The organism is Paraburkholderia sp. GAS32 (assembly GCF_050434225.1).
In the GTDB taxonomy this organism is placed as follows: Bacteria; Pseudomonadota; Gammaproteobacteria; order Burkholderiales; family Burkholderiaceae; genus Paraburkholderia; species Paraburkholderia madseniana.
The window spans coordinates 36,326-54,040 of the sequence record NZ_JBNPVS010000043.1; the positions used below are offsets into that span (position 1 = coordinate 36,326).

The 17,715-nt window shown below is 64.3% G+C and carries 16 protein-coding genes; 3 read left to right on the top strand and 13 right to left on the bottom strand.

The features are described from left to right. Positions 1-2 precede the first annotated feature (2 nt). The 13 genes from P3T25_RS36795 to P3T25_RS36855 all read right to left on the bottom strand — a co-directional run bounded on the left by P3T25_RS36795 (position 3) and on the right by P3T25_RS36855 (position 13,811). Positions 3-1,199, bottom strand: coding sequence for a beta-ketoacyl-[acyl-carrier-protein] synthase family protein (locus P3T25_RS36795; RefSeq protein ID WP_429361945.1), 1,197 nt, complete (start codon positions 1,197-1,199; stop codon positions 3-5). Beyond that, positions 1,196-3,607: an MMPL family transporter gene (locus P3T25_RS36800; RefSeq protein WP_429361947.1), complete on the bottom strand. Its 2,412-nt coding sequence runs from the start codon at positions 3,605-3,607 to the stop codon at positions 1,196-1,198. Before P3T25_RS36800 ends, P3T25_RS36795 begins: the two co-directional genes overlap by 4 nt. Further along, complete coding sequence (locus P3T25_RS36805; RefSeq protein ID WP_429361949.1) at positions 3,607-4,299, bottom strand: LolA family protein; 693 nt, start codon at positions 4,297-4,299, stop codon at positions 3,607-3,609. The genes P3T25_RS36800 and P3T25_RS36805 overlap by 1 nt, the downstream gene beginning before the upstream one ends. Then, positions 4,287-4,718, bottom strand: a complete 432-nt coding sequence (locus P3T25_RS36810; RefSeq protein ID WP_154559945.1) for an acyl-CoA thioesterase — start codon at positions 4,716-4,718, stop codon at positions 4,287-4,289. The genes P3T25_RS36805 and P3T25_RS36810 overlap by 13 nt, the downstream gene beginning before the upstream one ends. Next, on the bottom strand, positions 4,715-6,337 hold the full coding sequence (locus P3T25_RS36815) for an HAL/PAL/TAL family ammonia-lyase (protein ID WP_429361951.1): 1,623 nt from the start codon (positions 6,335-6,337) through the stop codon (positions 4,715-4,717). Before P3T25_RS36815 ends, P3T25_RS36810 begins: the two co-directional genes overlap by 4 nt. After that, complete coding sequence (locus P3T25_RS36820) at positions 6,324-8,111, bottom strand: glycosyltransferase family 2 protein (RefSeq protein WP_429361991.1); 1,788 nt, start codon at positions 8,109-8,111, stop codon at positions 6,324-6,326. Before P3T25_RS36820 ends, P3T25_RS36815 begins: the two co-directional genes overlap by 14 nt. After that, positions 8,111-9,823 carry an AMP-binding protein gene (locus tag P3T25_RS36825; protein WP_429361953.1) on the bottom strand — a complete coding sequence of 571 codons (1,713 nt, stop codon included), beginning with the start codon at positions 9,821-9,823 and terminating at the stop codon, positions 8,111-8,113. The genes P3T25_RS36820 and P3T25_RS36825 overlap by 1 nt, the downstream gene beginning before the upstream one ends. Beyond that, entirely contained in the window at positions 9,820-10,482 is a 663-nt protein-coding gene (locus tag P3T25_RS36830) for a hypothetical protein (RefSeq protein ID WP_200618125.1), read from the bottom strand. The genes P3T25_RS36825 and P3T25_RS36830 overlap by 4 nt, the downstream gene beginning before the upstream one ends. Further along, a complete protein-coding gene (locus P3T25_RS36835) occupies positions 10,482-10,733 on the bottom strand; it encodes an acyl carrier protein (protein WP_020069032.1) in 252 nt (83 codons plus the stop codon). Before P3T25_RS36835 ends, P3T25_RS36830 begins: the two co-directional genes overlap by 1 nt. 2 nt (positions 10,734-10,735) lie before the next feature. Continuing rightward, positions 10,736-11,035 (bottom strand): phosphopantetheine-binding protein, encoded by a 300-nt coding sequence (locus P3T25_RS36840; RefSeq protein WP_154559941.1) that lies wholly within the window; start codon positions 11,033-11,035, stop codon positions 10,736-10,738. Further along, entirely contained in the window at positions 11,010-11,804 is a 795-nt protein-coding gene (locus P3T25_RS36845; RefSeq protein WP_093639093.1) for a lysophospholipid acyltransferase family protein, read from the bottom strand. Before P3T25_RS36845 ends, P3T25_RS36840 begins: the two co-directional genes overlap by 26 nt. Next, positions 11,788-12,543, bottom strand: coding sequence for a beta-ketoacyl synthase chain length factor (locus tag P3T25_RS36850; protein WP_429361957.1), 756 nt, complete (start codon positions 12,541-12,543; stop codon positions 11,788-11,790). Before P3T25_RS36850 ends, P3T25_RS36845 begins: the two co-directional genes overlap by 17 nt. A gap of 572 nt (positions 12,544-13,115) precedes the next feature. Continuing rightward, positions 13,116-13,811 (bottom strand): DUF4136 domain-containing protein, encoded by a 696-nt coding sequence (locus tag P3T25_RS36855; protein WP_429361959.1) that lies wholly within the window; start codon positions 13,809-13,811, stop codon positions 13,116-13,118. A gap of 216 nt (positions 13,812-14,027) precedes the next feature. On the opposite strand from P3T25_RS36855, the gene pepN reads away from it, so the two are divergent. The 3 genes from pepN to P3T25_RS36870 all read left to right on the top strand — a co-directional run bounded on the left by pepN (position 14,028) and on the right by P3T25_RS36870 (position 17,674). Further along, entirely contained in the window at positions 14,028-16,724 is a 2,697-nt protein-coding gene (gene pepN / locus P3T25_RS36860) for an aminopeptidase N (RefSeq protein WP_429361961.1), read from the top strand. A 196-nt stretch (positions 16,725-16,920) separates the two neighbouring features. Beyond that, on the top strand, positions 16,921-17,202 hold the full coding sequence (locus tag P3T25_RS36865) for a type II toxin-antitoxin system RelE/ParE family toxin (protein WP_200564691.1): 282 nt from the start codon (positions 16,921-16,923) through the stop codon (positions 17,200-17,202). A gap of 16 nt (positions 17,203-17,218) precedes the next feature. Then, positions 17,219-17,674: a HigA family addiction module antitoxin gene (locus tag P3T25_RS36870; RefSeq protein ID WP_429361963.1), complete on the top strand. Its 456-nt coding sequence runs from the start codon at positions 17,219-17,221 to the stop codon at positions 17,672-17,674. Positions 17,675-17,715 lie beyond the last annotated feature (41 nt).

A 17,715-nucleotide genomic window follows, 5' to 3' on the forward strand; every position in this document is an offset into this window, starting at 1 on the left:
CGTCACCGTCCCAGGATCAGGCTGACATTGCTGCCGCCGAACGCAAACGAATTGCTCATCACGTACTGCGGTCCCGTGCCTTGCGGCAAAAAGCGTTCGGTTTCGACCAGGTCGAGCACCGGTAACGCGGGATCGGCAGCGCCGTCCCACAGATGACGCGGCAGCGGCACGGGTTGCGACTCATTCGCGCGTGCCAGCGTCAACCACGCGAAGGCGAGTTCGGTCGCGCCCGCCGCGCCGAGTTGGTGACCCGTCAGCGGCTTGGTGCCGCTCGTCGCCACGCCGTTGGGGAAGACACGCGCCATCAGCTTCGCTTCCATGTCGTCGTTCTTGCGTGTGGCGGTGGCATGCAGATTCACATAGCCGATTGCCGACGATGCGATGCCCGCGTCGGCCAACGCCGCTTGCAGCGCGAGTTCGCCGCCCACGCCTTGGGGGTCCGGCGAGGAAATATGATGCGCATCGCTCGATTCGCCGACACCCGCGAGGCGTACTGCCGCTTCTTCGCGGCTCATCAGGAACACGGCTGCGCCTTCGCCGACGTTGATCCCGCAGCGATTGCGGCTCATCGGATTGCTGCGCACACCGCTGGTCGATTCGAGCGAGGCGAAACCCTGCACCGTCAACTCGCACAACGAATCGACGCCCCCCACCACCACCGCGTCGCACAGCCGCAATTGCAGCAATCGGCGCGCCGACGCAAAAGCCTTCGCGCTCGAAGTGCAAGCGGTCGAGATCGTGAATGCCGGGCCCTGCACGCCGAGCGCGGCGGCGGCGAACGGCGCGGCGGTGCCGATCTCCATCTGCCGGTAATTGAAATTGGCGGGCAGGTCGCCCGCTTGCGCGTGATAGACGAACGCGGCTTCGGCCGCTTCGATACCCGACGTGCTGGTGCCGAGCACCACGCCGATCCGATGCGCGCCGTAACGCTCGCGCGCCGCGTCGACCGCGGGCGCGATCTGTGTCAGCGCGGCCAGCAGCAAGCGGTTATTGCGGCAGTCGTACCGCGCGAGCCCGGCGGGCGGCGCAATATCGAGCGGCGTGAGTACGCTGCCGACAAATGCTTCGCCAATGCCCGTATGCGCGTGCGCCATACCGGGTGCGCGACCGGCGGCAAGCGCCGGGACGATTGCATCGAGGTCGCCGCCGAGCGCATTGATCATGCCGAGCGCGTGCAAATAAACTGATGGCGCCTTCATGCGGCCCTCCTTGATTCCGATGGCATGCCGATCGGCGCGAGCAGCACCGATACGAGGATGCCGAGCGCGAGCGTGGCGCCGAAACTCTCCAGCGCGGGCATCGCGCTCATGCCGAGCATGCCGAACGACAACAGCGTGGTGGCCGACGACAGCAGCACGCCGGTCCACACCGCGCCGAGATCCGCGTCCGCGCGCAAACAGCCTTCGCGCAGAAACACCGCATAGTTTGCGCCAACGCCGAGCACCAGCATCAGCGCGAGCCAGTTGAACAGATTGAGCGGCATGTGAACGTAGCCGAACACCGCGAGCGTGACGACGACCGCGAGCAGCACCGGCAACGTCACGGCAATGCCGCCGCGCGCGCGGTAGCGCAGCATCAGCAGGACGAGCACGAGCGCGAGCGCACCGCCGAGCCACCAACCGCTGTCCACGCGATACGCGCCGAACAGCTTCGAGACGCTCGCCGCCTTGTCGACGAATACGACGCCGGGCAGCGCCTGCGCGCTGGCGATCAGCGCGGGTTCGTTCTGCGGCGTCACGCCTTGTGGAATCACGACCGCCGCATACGCTTTGGTGGCCGAATCGACTTCACCCAGCCACAGATGCCTGTAGGGCTGCGACCACGGTGCGGCGAGCCACGTGTCGAGCGTAAGCAGCGGCTGCGGTTTCGCATACGCAGCGAGCCAGGCATCGGCGACTTCGTCTTTAAAGCCCGCCTGCAGCAGCGTCGCACGCAATGCCGCGGGATCGTTGAATACGTGCTGCGCAAGCAATGCACGGTCTTCGTTTTGCTGCTTCGCGGACGGCACGAACTGCGCCACCGACTGATAGCTGCCGACCTTGTTCGCCGTGCCGCTCAACCCGTCGAGCTTCGCGCCCAGCGCTTCGGCGCGCTGCAAGACGATTTCCGGCGTCTCGCCACGCACGACAAAAAACTGCGCGCTGTTATCGACACCCACCGCCGCGCGCACCTGGTCTTCCTGCGCGACCAGCGAAGGATCACGCTGGATCAGCAGATGGATATCGTCGTCGCTCGTCAGACGCAACCAGCCGGGAATCGCCACGATCAGCAACAGCGCCGCGACGAACCATGCGCGCTTGCCGCCGATCGTGCGATGCCAGACCGTCAGCACACGCGCCGCACCAGCGAACAGGCGCCGCGGGCCGCGCTTCGGCGGGCGCGTGAGCAGCGCGGGCAACAACCACAGCACGGAGGCATACGCCGTCACAATGCCTGCCATCGCGAAGCATGCAATCTGCTTGAGCGCGGGGAACGGCACCCACGTGAGGATCGCGTAGCCGAGCAGACTGGTGGCAAGCGCAACCGTCAAAGCCGGACGTACCGCACGCGCACCACGGCGCGAATCCCAATCGCGCTCCGCGCCGAGATAGACCACGAAATACTGAATCGAATAATCGACCGCTTCGCCGATCAGGCTCGCGCCGAACACCAGCGTCAACAGATGCAATTGACCGAACACCAGCATCGTGACCGCGAGCGCACATACGATGCCGAGCGCCGTCGAAACGAAACCGAGCAGCAACAGACGCGGCGAGCGGAACACCCACATCATCAGCAACGCAATCCCGCACAGCGACGCGACGCCGATCAGATGCACCTCGTGTTCCGATGCGCTACGTGCCGACTCCGCGTAGAACACCGCACCGGTTCTCGCCACCGACACTTCGGGGAACGCCTGCTTCAAGGCGCTTTCGCCTTGCGCGAGCGCGGCGAGCACGGCGTGCTGCGTCTTCGATTCGTAGGCCGAGCCCGGCAGCGTGGCGACGATCAGCACACTGGTCGCAGCACCGCGATGCGCCACCAGCATGTTGTCTTCGAGTTCGAGATTCGACGTGGCGACCGGCAAACCGCCGAGCCAGTGTTCGAGCCAACCGAACGGATCGTCGGCGAGCGGCGTGGTCAGGCCGCCGTGCAATGGGCTGTAGATGCGCTGCGCGAGTGCGTCGTGCAGCGCAGGGCTTGCCGCATTGCTCTGCGCGAGTGCCGCGCGGTCAACGGGCGCCAGCAAACCGAACCGATACGGCATATACAACGCGGCGATCTGCGACAGATCGAACGGCGGCAACTCCGCCGTCACCGAGCCGAACGCCCCGCTTTTCTGCAACGATGCGCCGAGTTGTTTCGCAGCCGCTTTGGCGTGCGCGTCATCGTTGCTGGTGACCAGAAAAACCGTGCGGTCGCCCAGCGCGCTCGCCAGCGTATCGACCGCCCTCTCGGCGACCGGATCCGCTTCCGTGGCAGGCAGCAACGCCAGCAGATTGGTCTGCAGCGGCGAAGGTCCCGCGAAACGCCAGCCGCAATACAGCACCGCGGCGAGCGCGAGCAGCAGCCACGCGGCGCGCATGCCCCACGCCTGTTTCGCGGACCGCCGTTGCAGCACCAGCATTACGGCGCTCCGAGCAGGCTGCGCTCAGCCGGCGTTGGTTCGGTCACCGCCGCGCTTTTAGCAAAGTCGAGTTTTGTGATGTCGCCGTTCGCGAGCGTGATGCGCAGGCTTTGAAGATAGTCGCCGCCGTTCATCTGCAAACCTTTGATCGACTGCGCGATCTGCGGCTGGTTCGGCGTGAGTTGCATGCGCCACTGCGCGGCGCTGCCTTCGGCCTGCACGTCGAATTGCGAATACAGCGCCGACAGATCGCCGCCGAGCATCGCGCGCATCATCTTCGAAACCTGCGCGACGCCGCGTGTGCCCTGGGCACTGTGAGCCGTCACGCGCTGGCCGTTGGTGTCGACTTCGGCGACGCCCGCATCGGTGATCACGTAGGTGGCTTTGTACGGCGTGTCGATCTGCCAGATCACGCCACGATCGCGGAAGAACAGCAGTGAACCCGTGCTGACGAGCGGCTGCTTCATCGCCGCGAGCGTTTGCGTTTGCGTGAATTGCGCGCGGACGCCCTTGGCCTGCGCGAGATGGGAGGCGATCTGCGAAACGAGAGCGGGGTTGCCGGCGGACTGTGCAGTTTCAGCCGCAGACGCCACAGTCGGCCATGCTGCCAGACTCGATACACTCAATACGCTTAGCGTGCCTAGCGCGAGAAACCCGCCCGCTGCCACACCGCGCAAGTTCATCGTCCCCATACACGCTCCAGCTTTTCGAATACGACGGGCGGTGACACGAACTGCAATTCCTGCGTCGCGGCATCGACTGCGACCTGGATCGTGTAGCCCTTCGTCAATCGCGTACCGGATGCGCAATCGACAATTTCATAGCCTATTTTCAGGCGGTTTTCGTGTTCGAGCAGTTGCGTGCGCACTTCGAGTGCCTGGCCGTAGGTGGCCGGGCGCACATACTTCAGATGCGCCTCGACGATCGGCCATAGGTAACCCGAGGCCTGCATCTCGCGGTAGTCGTAGTCGAAGGTGCGCAGGAGCGCCGCACGGCCGATCTCGAAGTACTTCAGATAGTGGCCATGCCAGCACACGTTCATCGCGTCGACGTCGTGAAACGGCACTTCGACCATCGCGCTGGCTGTCAGCACTTTAGGGGAGCCGGTCATGCGTGCAATCCCCCCCGATAGTCGTTCAACAAATCGCACGCGGCGATGCGCGCAGTCAGCGCGCGCAGGTCGCTTTCCAGCGCGCGGTCCTCGTCGACGAACGGCGACTGCGCCGTCACGCTATCGATGAATACTTGTAGCGGCGCGGGAACCGGCGTGGTGCTGTCGATCTTCAACCGCAGGCGCGCGGCTTGCACCGTCGCCAGCGTATGCGCGGCGGCGACCTGCTCGGTCAACTCCAGCACGCGCAAACAGTCGCGCGCAGCGATCGTGCCCATGCTGACCTTGTCCTGATTGTGCGCCTCAGTCGAACGCGAGAACACGCTCGCGGGCATCGTGTTCTTCAACGCTTCGGCCGTCCATGCGGACGACGAAATCTGCACCGCCTTGAAACCGTGATTGATCGCGGCGCGCGCGGGCGCCGCACCCGACAGGTTGCGCGGCAAGCCGTTGTTGAAATTCACGTCGACCAGCAATGCAAGCTGCCGGTCCATCAGATCGGCGAGATTGGCGACCGCGACTTTCAGCGAGTCCATCGCGAACGCGATATGGCCGCCGTAGAAGTTGCCGCCGTGCAGCACGCGCTCGTTGTCGGGATCGATCAGCGGGTTGTCGTTCGCGCTGTTCAGTTCGTTCTCGACATCGCGGCGCACCCACGACAAGGCATCGCGAGCAACGCCGATCACATGCGGCGCGCAGCGAATCGAATAGCGGTCCTGCAGACGATGTCCCGGCGTATCGTCGCGTCCGCTCAGATCGTCGCGAATCCACGCCGCGGCTTCGGCCTGGCCTGCATGCGGCTTCACTTCGAACAGCATCGCGTCGAAGTGCGCGGCACGGCCGTCGAGTGCAACGGTAGAAAGCGCGGTGAGCCGTGCGGTGAGACGCGTCAGATGATCGGCACGCGTGAACGCGAGACAGGCGAGGCCCGTCATTACCGCAGTGCCGTTCATCAGCGCGAGGCCTTCTTTCGGCGCGAGCGTCAGTGGCTCGTGACCCAGTTCCGTCCAGACCTCGCGCACGTTGCACAGACTGTCTTCGAACATCACATCGCGTTCACCGGCGAGCGCGGCGGCAACATACGAGAGCGGCGTCAGGTCGCCGCTTGCACCGACCGAGCCTTCCGACGGAATGCGCGGCAACACGCGATGATTGATCAGATCGGCAAGGCGTTCGAGCAACACCGGGCGTACGCCGGAGAAACCGTAGGCCAGCGAGTTGAGTCGCGCGGCGATCACCGCGAGCGTTTGCGCGTCGTCGAGATACTGGCCCATTCCGCAGCCGTGGTAACGCGTCAGTTGCAACGGCAAGGCTTCGACGAGTTCCATCGGCACGTCGACCACGCACGCGTCGCCATAGCCGGTGTTGACGCCGTACACGGTCGCGCCCGATGCCAGATGCCGGCGCAGAAAATCCGCGCCGCGCTGGATGCGCGCACGCCACGCCGGATCGGCGCTCAACGCAACTGGTGCGCGATGGTGGGCGATCGCAACGACTTCTTCGATCGTCAGCTTGCGGCCGCCGATCGTTACCGCCGCCGCCGCGTTTGCGTTTGCGTTCCCGCGGGCATTCTCACTTGAGCTAGCGCTCTGCGCCTCGATCAGATCATGTTCGGCCATGTGTGCCTCGCTTGGGGCTGGCCCAGAAATCGAAGAAATTGAACCATTGATAGGGTGCCTTGCGGCAATAGTGTTCGAGGCGCGCCGCGTAACGCTGCGCCCACGCGGCAAGATGCTGCGCGCGTTCGCGGCGCGGCAACTCGATGCGCTCGGCGAACGGTTCGAAATACAGACGATAGCCGTCGCGCTCTTTCAGACAGAAGAACAGATAGACAGGGCAGCCCAACGCATGGGCGAGCACGTAGGGGCCTTGCGCGAACGGGGCGGTCGAGCCGAGAAATTGCGCTTCGGTCGTGCGGCCCGCTTCGTGTGCCGGCACGCGGTCGCCGACGATCACCAGCAGCTCGCCCGCATCGACGCGCTCCTGCATCATCATGGCGGTCTCGGGACCGAAGTCGCTGACTTCGAGTAGATGCCGCGCGAACTGGCTATTCGCCGAAGCCAGCACGCTATTGAAGCGCCGCGCGTGTTCGGTGTAGACCACGGCAGTGACTTTCGCGTAGGCGCCCTGCGCGGCGAGCGCGCGGGTCATTTCCAGATTGCCGAGATGCGCGCCGATCACGAGCGCACCTTTGCCGCTTGCGACCAATGCTTCGAATGCCGATGGGTCTTCGAATTTGACGTCGGCGTTGTTGACGCGGCCAGACCATGCCGCGAGCTTATCGAAGCCCGATTGCGCGAACGCCAGCATGTGGCGATAGGCGGACAGCCAACCCGGACGCGGCGTATCGCCGTGCGGTGCGGCTTCGCCAAGACGCGTGAAGTAGTTGCTCGACGCCTCGCGTGCGGCGCGGCCCGTCAGCAGAAAATACGCGACGATCGGATGCAGCCAGAGCGCCGTGAAACGGCGGCCGAACAGCTTGCAACTGAGCGCGAGCAAGGACATGCCCAGATGGCTGCCGCGTTCGGCGATCCGCCACCAGTCCTGGGGGCTTTGTTCGTTTTGTTCAGCGTGCTGGCCGGGTTCGCTCAGGTTGCCCGGCTTGCCCGGTTCGTTCTGCTTAACCGCCTCACTTGCGATCGCCAGACGGCGTGGCATCACTTTGTGCGCGAGCAGCATCGGCAGACGCCACAGCATGCCGAACACGAGCCGCGTGTGGCTGCGGCTGATGCGCACGTTGTCCCACAGCACGTCGAAATGCGAGACGCCATCGCTTGCATAGGTGACGCGCGTCGGAATCGAGCGGAACGCGGCGCGCCGCCAGTACAAACGCACGAGAATTTCGATGTCGAAGTCCATGCGCGTCGGCAGTTGCACGCTGTCGATCAGCTCGCAGGCCAGCGCAAGCGGATACAGACGGAAGCCGCACATCGAATCGCGGATCGTCAGCGAGAGCGTTTCGATCCACACCCATACGTGCGTCAGATAACGGCCGTAGAGGCGCGATTTCGGCACGCTCTCGTCGTAGACCGGGCGGCCGAGGATCACCGCGCCCGGTTCGGCGAGCGCCGCTTCGATGAAACGTGGCACATCGGTCGCGTCGTGCTGGCCGTCGGCGTCGATCTGCAGAGCGTGCGTGTACTCCGCAGTGCGCGCGGCGCGCAGTCCCGCCATCACGGCCGCGCCCTTGCCGCCGTTAACTGGCAAACGCAGCAGCGTGAGCTGCCCCGCGTACTGTTGCGCGAGTGAGGCGAGCACCTGCTGGGTCGCCTCGTCGCTGCCGTCGTCGACGACAAAGATCGGCAAGCCGTGCACCGCGAGATGGGCAACGGTCGCGCCGATCGCGTCCTTGTGGTTGTAAATCGGAATAACGATGCAAGGAGCGAAGCGCATCATGCAGGCTCCCGATACACGATCACGCCCGATGCGCATTCACGCCCGCTCAGCCGGTACGCGAACTGCACGCGGCCACGCGCTGCGTCGTGTGCGAGCGTGAGATTCAGCACCGCGCCCGGCGGCACCGGCGCCATGAACTTGAGACGGTCGACCGATGCCAGCGCGCGCACGGCCGGCACGTGTTCGGCCGCCAGATGCATCGCCCAATGCACCTGGACCACGCCCGGCAAAATCGGCAGACCGGGGAAGTGGCCGGCGAAATGCACAAGCGTCGGCGGCACGCGCAGTTCGTAATGCAACGTGTCGGCACTGCGAGCTTCGGCGAGCACTTCCACGCCGTCCGCGCGCGGCTCGAATGCCGCCGCGACCGCAGCCACCGGCAGTTTGCCGCGCGCGTCGAACGGCAACGTGAGGCGGAAACGCCAATGACGCGGCAGCACCACCACATCGAAATAGGCAGCGAGATGCCGGCGCAGGGTTTGCGCGAGCAGCACACGGCCTTCGTCCCGCAATGCCTCGCAGCCGGCTTCCGTCAGCGCCACGACGGCGCCGACGCGCTCGCGCGAGGCGCCTTCAAGCGGCACGATCGCCGCTTGCGCGACATACGGATGCAGCGCGAGACGCGCTTCGAGCTCCGGCAGCGACACGCGCTTGCCGTCCAGCTTGAGCACGCGATCGAGCCGACCTTGCAGGCGGAAGCGGCCATCGGCGTCGAACGCGATCTTGTCGTCCGTGCGATGCCAGCCGGTGTGATCGAGATGCGGCGAGCGGACGTTCAGCGCGCCGTCTTCGTCGCGGCGCACTTCAATGCCGACGACCGGCTGCCAGGCATCAGTCTGATCCTGACGACGCCACGCGATGCCACCGGTTTCCGTACTGCCGTAGATTTCGAGCGGCGCAGCGCCATAAGCGGCGGCGTATTCCTGCGCGGCTTCCAGGGTGAGCGGGCCGCCCGAAGAAAAGAATGCGCGCGGCGCCGGCGTCAACGCGGCGAAACCAGGCAACGCGGGCCAACGCGACAACTGCGCGGGCGTCGAGACAATCACCGTCGCGCCGCATTGCTCGATCTGCGTTTGCAGATGCAAGGGCTCGATGCTGATCGCGCGGTCGAACGCGCGGCCCGCTGCAAGCGGCCACAGCACGCGAAACAGCAAACCGTAAATGTGATGATGCGGCACGCTCGCGAGCATCGTCGCATCGCCGACCAAAGCGCCCCACTGTTTTTCGAGCGTGTGCACTTCGGCGTTGAATTGCGCGAGGGTCTTGCGGATCGGCTTGGGGGCGCCGCTGCTGCCGGAGGTGTAGAGCGTCAACGGAGCTTGCGGATCGATCGTGTGCGAGGCGCCTGGCGTGTGTGTGCCATCGGCATCGGCGTCAGCGTCTCGCACACCGCGCCGCAGATCGGCGTCGGTCAGCACGGCGTCGTACGCGTCGGCAAGATCGGCGAGATAGCCCGGCGTCGCATTGGCCGGAATCACCGGCTCTTTGCCGCACGCGAACAGCGCAAACAGCGCGCAGGCGAAATCGAACGGATCGTCGATGCATAACGCGTAGCGGCGCGCGTCTTGCGTTTGCATCAGCGTGACCAGAGCCGACACGCGCGCGCGAAACGCTGCGCGGTCGAGCACCGTCGCGCCGTCGCGGCATACCGGCGCATTCACAACGGCGGCCCCATGGCCCGCGGACAACAGATCATGCAGCGCAATCATGCCGCCTCCGAACGCGCGGCTCGCGGCAGCACCACCAGATAACGCCAGATGACCTCGGCCACCAGCAGCACGCCGATCAACCCATACGCAATCGCGCCGTTATAGAGCGACCAGTTTGCGCGGCTCCAATAGAGCGCCGTATAAGCGGAGAACGCGCCGTTCAGCGCGAAGAATACGCACCACACCTGGGTCACGCGCCACGTATGGCGCACCGCGCCAGGCGGCAAATTCGGATTGCCCAGCCGCGCGAATTTTTCGATCATCGACGGCCCGCGCACCAGCGTCGCACCGAACGCGATCAACAGGCCCAGATTGACGAGCGACGGATAGAGGCGCAGCAGCAGCTCGCTGTTGGTGAATACGATCGCCGCCGAGGCGCAGCTCAGCAAGCCGACCACGGTCCAGTCGATCGTGGAGAGCCGGCGCAGCGAGGTCGCGACCGGACCACTGCCGGCCCAGCGTTGCAGCCACAGAATCGCAAACAGCATGCAGCCGACATAGCGCGGCGTGTCCCAGCGCCAGGCACACAGAATCAACGCGGGATATGCGAGTTTCAGCAGGACCTGCACCACCGTTTTGGCCCAGTGGCGCTCAGTGCCGGGCGATGCCTCGGCGGGCCGGCTCGCCGCCGCTTGCATTCGCGAACGCACGGATGGCATCAGCCTTGTGCCGCCAGCAGGGACTCGACCGCACCGATCACATCGCCGACCGTGCGCACCGACTTGAATTCTTCCGGCTTGATGCGGCGGCCGGTCATTTCCTGCAGTTTGATCGCGAGGTCGACGGCGTCGATACTGTCGAGATCGAGGTCTTCGAAGAGATGTGCGTCGGGCGTCACGCGCTCCGGCTCGATCGCGAAGTTCTCTTTGAAGATGGCGCGGATGCGTTCAAGAATCTCTGCCTCGGACACGATTAATCCCCTTTTATTGTGGTTTCGTTCACAGCATGCGCCGTTTCGCGTTGACTCGCGACCAGCGCGGCCAGCGTGCTGATCGAGCGGAAGTGTTCGCGGGTGCGTTCGTCGTTCGCTGCGATGGTCAGTTGGTATTGTTTGCGCAGCACGATGCCGATCTCGAGCGCGTCGATCGAGTCGAGACCGATGCCGTCGGTATCGAACAACGGGGCGTCGTCGTCGATATCGGCCGGGCTCAGGTCTTCCAGATCGAGGGCTTCGATCAGAAGCTGTTTAATTTCCAGTTTTAAAGAATCCATAATCGAACAGGTGCTGAGTAATGTGGGCTTCGATGGCGCTGGTCACGCTGCGCGCCGCGAGAGACGGTGAAGTGTCGTGGTCGGCGAGTTGCTCGACGCCAAGCGGCTCGAGCACGTTCACGCGGATCCGGAAAGCGCGCGCCGGCACGTCGTACCAGCGCATCTGCTTGGTGAACGCCGGCGGATCGCAGTCCATCAGCACAGGCACGATCGGCGCGCCGACCTTCAACGCCATGTGCGCGAACCCGCGTGAAAACGCGTGCAGCCGGTTCGGCGCGGGGCTGCGCGTGCCCTCGGGAAAAATAATCATCGTGTAGCCCGCTGCTAGCTGCCGCGCGCCGGCTTCGACGAGCTCCGAGGGATCGGCGTTGCTCACATATTCCGCCGAGCGCACGATTCCCCAGAAACACGGGTTGCCCCAGTGCGCGTTTTTCACCACGCAACAGGCACGCGGCGTAAGCGACAACAACACCATCACGTCCAGGTACGTCGGGTGATTGGCGACCACGATCGCCGGGCCGCCGGCGCGCAATGCCTGCCCGCCCGATACCTCGAGCTCCATCACACCGATGCGCTGCAACACCGCGACCAGCGCGCGGAAAAACCAGTGAATCACGGTCGTCACCACGCGCTGACGCGACGCCCGGTGCGGCCACAGCCACGCGAGCGGGAACACCAACACCGAAAACAGCACGCCGCAGATGCCGAACACCACGAAGGCCATGCCTGTCGCACAGAACCGCCAAACGTAATCAAGCCGCGCGTTCATGCCACCTCCAATGCCAGGCCGCGCCGGCGCCTTGCCAGACGGCGGGCCTGCCCGTTTCCAGACAGTGCTGCAGCGCCTGGCTCTGGGTCGCGAAACTTTCTTCCGCGCTTGCCTCCGCAGTTGCCATATTCCCCGCGTCTGCGTGATTTGCCTCCTGCGCGGCCCGGGCTGCCTCCGGCTCGCCTCCGCCGGACAACGTGCAGACCAGTTGCCCCGTCGCGGCTTCGCCGTTCAGCAGGATCGCGATCGCGCCGCCCTGCACTTCGTCTTCAATCGTGCCGTACGCCGGATCGGCCGGTTCGTCAGCGTACACCAGCAATACCGGTGAGCCGGGCTGCGTTGCGTATTGCGCGTACGCTTCCAGCAACGCGTAACCGAGCGTCTCGGCGCCGGCCGAGATCGCGCTGGCAGCGGAACGGTCACCGCGCGCAATGCCGAAGACACCGGTCATGGCGTTCAGCACCGACAGGCTGAAGGCGGTCGGCGAGACCGGCTCGCCCGCGCTGATGGTACGCAGGATGTCCGTGGTGCGCCGCAATTCGCCATGGCGTGAAGCGAACACGACCCTGACCTCGTCTTGCGCCACGCAGTCGTGCGCGACCTTCAGGGCGACTTTGGACAGCGTGCTCAGGCGACGCCGCACGATCGGCTCGATAAAGCCGATGTCGGGTGCGGCAGATGCGGCAGCAGGCCAGCTAGACCAGCGAGCGACCGGAATGGTCCAGTGCAGATCGGGCATATCGGTGTTCGCGCGTAGAAGCGAGGAGAGGCTGAGGGCGCCTGACGGAATACGCAGCCGTCACAGCGTATGCGCGCCGCGCGGAACGACAATCTCCAGCCGGGGGTCAATCCAATCTTCTTATATAGGGTTCAGCGATTTAACGGCACTTGGCCCCGATTATTTAGGTGCCTTTGCCAATTAGTCTGATGGATTGACTCAGGCTCCCTGTGGTCGCCGGAATCATACTGAATATTGTGGATTAAATCAGCCACAAAAGACGTATCTATCTGTATCCGTATCGCGGGTGCGACGGATGCCTGGACAACGTCAAAATATAGGCCTGGCGGCCCTTGCGCGTCCGTGAAAAGCCTGCAAAGCCGCTTGCAGCGAGCTCTGCGGGCCAGACAGGCGCTGTCGCATCCGTAAATAGACGCGAATACTTTCATTTAGCTTTCTAAACAAGTGTTTCGTTTCGGAACACTTCAATGCGTCGGTGCCGCGCTGCTGAGTTAGACGCCGCGCGTCTCCGAAATCTCACGCGCCACTTACGGGCGCTTACCGCCGCGCCGGTGTAGCGCTTATTGCACGCCCTATTGCACGACCTTCGCACCCGGCGCCGAAGCCGGCGCGGCCGCGGGCGCGGCGCCCGTCGTTGCGACTTCGTTCGAGATCCCACCGTTCTTGTCGACGGGAATCTTCACGGTATGGACCACGCCGTTACCAAGCGGGAAGTCAGCCAGCGCGCTGCGCGCCAGATACGGCATGGCCCTCACCAGCGACGATTCTTCGTCCGAGTTACGCGCTGTCACGTTATAGACCTCTTTGCCACTGGCGCGCTCGGTGATCCGCACGCCGAGCAGGTGCGTGAAGATCGGGTAGCTCTGGTTCACATAGGCGGTCGGAAGCGCGCCCCACGGGCCCCACGGATCGAACCGGCCCCAGTACGGCGCCGGCCAGGGGTTGTAATACACCGGCTGCGCGACCGTCACCATGTCCGAGCGAATCCCGTAAGAGAGCCCGACCAGATAACGCGCCTGGGAAGTGTCGACCTGGCGGAACGCATGCATGGCAAGCTCATTGCCGACGAGACGCTCGTAGGTGGTGAGTTCGAGATTGTTCTGCTGATCCCCCGCCCGCGTGAACGCATAGGTACGGGTGGCGTCGTTGCCGCTCCAGTCCGAGAACGCCGTGACCTGGGAGGTCACGTAGCTCGTGCAACCGGACAGCAGCACCGTCAGCGTGGCCAGCAGCAGCGTGGCGCGGCGGGTCCATCGATCGAATTTCATGGTCTACCTCGTGATGCCTGTTATTGCCATTCTTGAGCGGGTTGGCTCATGCGCATGCTTTGCTGCGCCGAGCGGCCCCGATAATACGCTGACCAGGCGAATCGGTAAAAAGTTCGACCCGCACAATCCGCCGAGCCTTTGTACAATGGCTCGACAAGCCCGGCTCGCGCGCCATAAGCACGCGTGACGGCTCGAGTCCCATCACTACAGAACGCCATGGCCGATACCGCAACGCCCAATGTGATCCGCCGCGCCGATTACGCGCCGCCCGCCTTCCTGATCGACACCGTCGCACTGGAGTTCGATCTGATCCCCGAACGCACCGTCGTCAGGAACACGATGCGGGTGCGCCGCAACCCGGACGCGTCCCACGCCGCGAATTTCGAACTGATGGGCGAACAACTCGAGTTCGTCGGCGCCACGATCGACGGCGCCCCGTTCGCCCACGCGCATGCGCACGAACACGGCCTCACGCTCGAGAACGTGCCGGATAACTTCGAAGTCACGCTCACCAGCATCTGCAATCCGGCGGAAAACACCACGCTGTCGGGCCTGTATGTGTCGGGCGGCAACTTCTTCACGCAGTGCGAGGCCGAGGGCTTTCGCCGCATCACCTATTTCCTCGACCGCCCTGACGTGATGGCGACCTTCACGGTCACGCTGCGCGCCAGCAAGGCCGACTATCCGGTGCTGCTGTCGAACGGCAATCTGCTCGAAGAAGGCGATCTGCCGGACGGCCGCCATTTCGCCCGCTGGGAAGATCCGTTCAGGAAGCCGAGCTATCTGTTTGCGCTGGTCGCGGGCAAGCTGGTCGCGCTCGAAGAACGCGTGAAGAGCGGCTCGGGCAAGGAAAAGCTGTTGCAGGTGTGGGTCGAACCGCACGACCTGGACAAGACCCGTCACGCCATGGATTCGCTGATCAACTCGATCCGCTGGGACGAGTCGCGCTTCGGGCTGGAACTGGATCTGGACCGTTTCATGATCGTCGCGGTGAGCGACTTCAACATGGGCGCGATGGAGAACAAGGGGCTCAACATCTTCAACACGAAGTACGTGCTGGCGAACCCCGAAACGGCAACGGACACCGACTTCGCGAACATCGAGGCGGTGGTCGGCCACGAATACTTCCACAACTGGACCGGCAACCGCGTAACGTGCCGCGACTGGTTCCAGCTAAGCCTGAAAGAAGGCCTGACGGTGTTCCGCGATCAGGAATTCTCGGCCGACATGGCGGGCGGCGCGACCGACGAAGCCGCACGCGCCACCAAACGCATCGAAGACGTGCGCGTGCTGCGCCAGATGCAATTCGCCGAAGACGCGGGTCCGATGGCGCACCCGGTGCGTCCGGAAAGCTACGTCGAGATCAACAACTTCTACACGATGACGGTCTACGAAAAAGGCTCCGAAGTCGTGCGGATGTATCAGACGCTGTTCGGCCGCGACGGTTTCCGCAAAGGCATGGACCTGTACTTCAAGCGTCATGACGGCCAGGCTGTGACCTGCGACGACTTCCGTCACGCGCTCGCCGATGCGAACGGCCGCGATCTCGCGCAATTCGAACGCTGGTACAGTCAGGCCGGCACGCCGCGCGTCTCGGTACGCACGAAGTACGACGCCGCGCAGCAACGCTACAGCGTGACGCTCACGCAAGGCTACGGCGATGCCGCGCCAGCCGCGCGTGAAACGCAAAAAGGCCCGCTGCTGATCCCGTTCGCGATCGGTTTGATCGGCAAGGACGGCCACGACCTGCCGCTGCAACTGGAAAGCGAAGCCAAGGCGTCGGACGCCACAACGCGCGTGCTGGAATTCACGCAGGCCGAACAGACCTTCACGTTCGTCAACGTCGCGCAGGAACCGCTGCCCTCGCTGCTGCGCAATTTCTCGGCGCCGGTGATCGTCGAATACGACTACTCGGCCGATCAGCTCGCGTTCCTGCTAGCGCACGACAGCGACCCGTTCAACCGCTGGGAAGCCGGTCAGCGGCTCGCCACGCGCGAACTGCTGACGCTCGCCGGGCGCGCCACAACCGGCGTGCCGCTGCAGCTCGACGACTCGGTCGTCGCCGCGTTCGCGCGCGTGCTGACCGACGAAACGCTCTCGCCTGCTTTCCGCGAACTGGCATTGATGCTGCCGTCGGAAGCGTATCTGGCTGAACAGATGACCGAATCGAATCCGGCCGCCGTACACGCCGCGCGGCAATTCGTGCGCAAGCGCCTCGCGAATGCCCTCAGGAAGGACTGGCTTGCCGTGTACGAAAAGCACCGCACGCCGGGCGCCTATGAAGCGACGCCGGAGGCTTCCGGTCATCGTGCGTTGAAGAATCTTGCGTTGTCGTATCTCGCGGAACTCGACGATCCGGCTGAAGCCGTGCGTCTTGCATCCGCGCAATACGATGCCGCCAACAACATGACCGACCGCTCGGCGGCGCTCTCGGCGTTGCTCAATGCGTCGGCGGCGAACGGCGGCAGCGTTGAGGCGCAGCAGGCGCTGGACGACTTCTACCGGCGCTTCGAAAAGGAACCGCTCGTCATCGACAAGTGGTTTGCCTTGCAAGCCACGCAACGTGGCAGCGCGCAGCGTCCGGTGATCGAGATCGTACGCAAGCTGATGGCGCACCCGGCTTTCAACCTGAAGAATCCGAACCGGGCTCGCTCGCTGATTTTCAGCTTCTGCGCGGCGAACCCCGCACAGTTCCACGCCGAAGACGGTTCGGGCTATGCGTTCTGGGCCGAGCAGGTGATCGCGCTCGACGCCATCAATCCGCAAGTCGCCGCCCGCCTCGCCCGCTCGCTGGAACTGTGGCGCCGCTTTACGCCGACACTGCGTGACGGTATGCGCGCGGCGCTGGAGAAAGTGGCGTCGCAGGTGAAGTCGCGCGACGTGCGCGAGATCGTGGAGAAAGCGTTGGCGTGACGATCGTCTGACAGCGCTTTGCGCAGCGAAAAGCCGGCACGTGTTGCCGGCTTTTTTTCGTCCTGAATTTTGCGATGAAGCGGTGTGCGGACGTCAACGTTAGCCGTCTGGACGACTGTTCGCATCGGTTCGGCGGGTGGAAAGTAAACGCATTCATTTAACGGTTTACGTTTAACGCAACGCGTTATATCATCCCATGATCACGACATTCGGCGACAAGGCCACGGCAGCAATCTTTCAGGGCAAGTTCGTGCATTCACTGCCGCTTCATATGCAGGCGCTCGCGCGCCGCAAGCTGCTCATGATCGACGCCGCCAGGTCAATCCGCAACCTGCATGCGCCGCCGGGCAACCGGCTCGAATCCTTGCAAGGCCAGCGCAGCGGGCAGTGGAGCATTCGCATCAACGCGCAGTGGCGAATCTGTTTTCACTTTGTCGACGGGGAGGCGCTGAATGTCGAAATTGTCGACTATCACTGATTATTGGGAGACCGGCATGGTCATCAAACGCTCCGATCTGGGCAGCATCGATTTCTCCGACATCAGCACCGGCGAAAGCATCCCGGAAATCCACCCCGGCGAGATTCTGCGGTGCGAGTTCCTCGAGCCGCTCGGCATGTCCGTCAACGCGCTCGCCCTTGCGCTGCGCGTACCGGCGCCGCGCATCAACGACATCGTGCGCGGCAAACGCGCCATCTCGGCCGACACCGCGCTACGGCTCGAACGTTACTTCGGCGCGAGTGCGCAGTTCTGGCTGAATCTTCAGATCGCCTACGACCTGCGGGTCGCCACCGCGGCGGCCGGCGAGCAGATCGAACGCGAGATCGAGCCGATGCCCAAGGCGAACCGGCCCAAAATGCCGAAGGTCCCGGCCGAACACACCCGTGCCGCGGCGCTTGCCACCCACGTGGCCGGCCAAGTCACGGCCATGAAGGCCCGCCGCAAAGCCTGAATTTCGCGCGCCTTTACAGCGCCTGGCAGGACGGGCGCACG